This window comes from Vibrio sp. Vb0888 (assembly GCF_033338835.1).
Classification (GTDB): domain Bacteria; phylum Pseudomonadota; class Gammaproteobacteria; order Enterobacterales; family Vibrionaceae; genus Vibrio; species Vibrio alginolyticus.
Map to the genome: position 1 here is coordinate 1 of NZ_JAWOTL010000065.1, position 1844 is coordinate 1844.

Annotated in this window: 3 protein-coding genes; 1 reads left to right on the plus strand and 2 read right to left on the minus strand. The window is 47.2% G+C overall.

The genetic code is table 11. The features are described from left to right. Positions 1-255 (plus strand): YebC/PmpR family DNA-binding transcriptional regulator (locus R7P72_RS23790; protein WP_318110797.1); only part of this gene is annotated, 255 nt, incomplete at its 5' end. A 76-nt stretch (positions 256-331) separates the two neighbouring features. Here R7P72_RS23790 and rodA read toward each other — a convergent pair. Both rodA and R7P72_RS23800 read right to left on the minus strand, forming a co-directional pair. Further along, a complete protein-coding gene (gene rodA, locus R7P72_RS23795) occupies positions 332-1444 on the minus strand; it encodes a rod shape-determining protein RodA (protein WP_318110798.1) in 1113 nt (370 codons plus the stop codon). Next, positions 1444-1844 (minus strand): penicillin-binding transpeptidase domain-containing protein (locus R7P72_RS23800; RefSeq protein ID WP_318110799.1); only part of this gene is annotated, 401 nt, incomplete at its 5' end. The genes rodA and R7P72_RS23800, both read right to left, overlap by 1 nt.

Here is a 1844-nt window from a genome sequence, read left to right on the forward strand (position 1 = left end):
GACGTAGACGTAACTGACGTTGAACTGGAAGATGGTGTGATCACAGTATTTGCTCCTCACACTGAGTTCTTCAAAACGAAAACAGCGCTAAACGCAGCATTCCCTGATCTGACAATTGATGTGGAAGAAATCACTTTCGTTCCTCAAACTCAAACGCCAGTAGCGGGTGAAGACGCAGAGAAATTCCAGAAGTTCCTAGACCTTCTAGATGACTGTGACGACGTTCAGCAGGTATACCACAACGCTGAGCTATAATTTTTAGCTTTCGTTGTTGTAAAAAAGGCTTCCCGAGGGAAGCCTTTTTTGATCGTGCTAAATATTGCGAGTAGCGCTAAGTATTACGGTATTTGGAGTAACACAGAGACATGATTACGCCAAAGCAGATGCCCTGTGTCAGCATGGCAGTTCCGCCGTAACTAAAGAATGGAAGCGGGCTTCCCATTACTGGCAACAATCCACTCACCATTCCAGTATTAATAAAGGCGTAGAGGAAGAAGCTCATCGCCAAGGTGCCACTGACTAAGCGACTAAAAAAGTGCTCAGATTGGCATGCTAGCAACATCACCCGTGCTGTAATAAATAGGTATAGCGCCAGCAATACCACACAGCCAATGAACCCCCATTCCTCCGCATAGGTTGAAAAGATAAAGTCGGTATGACTTTCTGGAATAAAGCCCAGTGTTCCTTGTGTGGCATTCATCCAACCTTTGCCTTTCATACCGCCCGAACCGATCGCAATCAGCGACTGAATGATTTGGTAACCAGAGCCAAGTGGGTCAGATTCTGGATTGAACAGAGTACGAACGCGAACCTTTTGGTATTCGCGCATCAAGAAGAACCACAAAATTGGTATGAAACCACCTAAGGCAATGGCAGCCGCTGCGATGATCTTCCAACTGATGCCTGCTAGGAAAATAACGAAAATACCTGAAGCCGCAATCAGAATCGACGTTCCCAAATCTGGTTGTTTCGCGATAAGAATCGTTGGTAAGCACACCATGATTAGCGCAACAATCAGCGTTCGGAATGTTGGTGGTAATGGTTGGCGACCGATATAGCGCGCAACCATCAACGGTACCGCAAGTTTGAGTAATTCGGACGGTTGGAATCGAACAAAGCCTAGGTTGAGCCAGCGTTGCGCACCTTTCGAGGCTTCTCCAAAGAACAGTACGCCAAATAGTAAAACTACACCGGCAACAAACATTAGTGGCGCCAGGCTTTCATACGTTCGTGGAGAAAGTTGAGCCAGAACCACCATCACGACAAGAGACAATACCATGCGCATTGCTTGGCGATCCATCATCTCCAAACTTTGTCCGCTGGCACTGTACATGCTCACAAGACCAAAACCCATTAAAGCAAAGATGCCGAGTAGGAGGGGCAAGTCGATATGGAAGCGCTCAAACAAGGCGCGATTTTTACCTGTAGAGGGATCCATCTTCATTAGCGTGTAACCTCTTTTTGCGCGTTGGTTTTGTCATCTTCTGGTTTGATTTCTTCTGGGCCAAGTACCACTCGGTCAAAGATCTTTCTCGCCATTGGACCACCGTTACTTGATCCACCACCTGCGTTTTCTAGCACGAGCGTAACGATAACTTTTGGATCGTCAAACGGAGCAAAGCCCGTAAACAGGGCGTGGTCACGCAAGTGTTCCGCGATTTCATCTGCGTTGTACTCTTCGTTCTCGCCCAAGCCAAAGACCTGCGCTGTACCTGATTTACCGGCTGTCTGGTAGCTCATATTGTAGAAAGAACGACGAGCCGTACCACGAGTACCATGGTTTACACGGCGCATACCTTCTTTCGCAATATCCCAGTATTTTTCTGGCACATTTTGAATCGGTG

Excerpts from the sequence above, each read along its gene's own strand:
- rodA (WP_318110798.1), bottom strand. The coding sequence starts at position 1,444 with ATGAAGATGGATCCCTCTACAGGTAAAAATCGCGCCTTGTTTGAGCGC.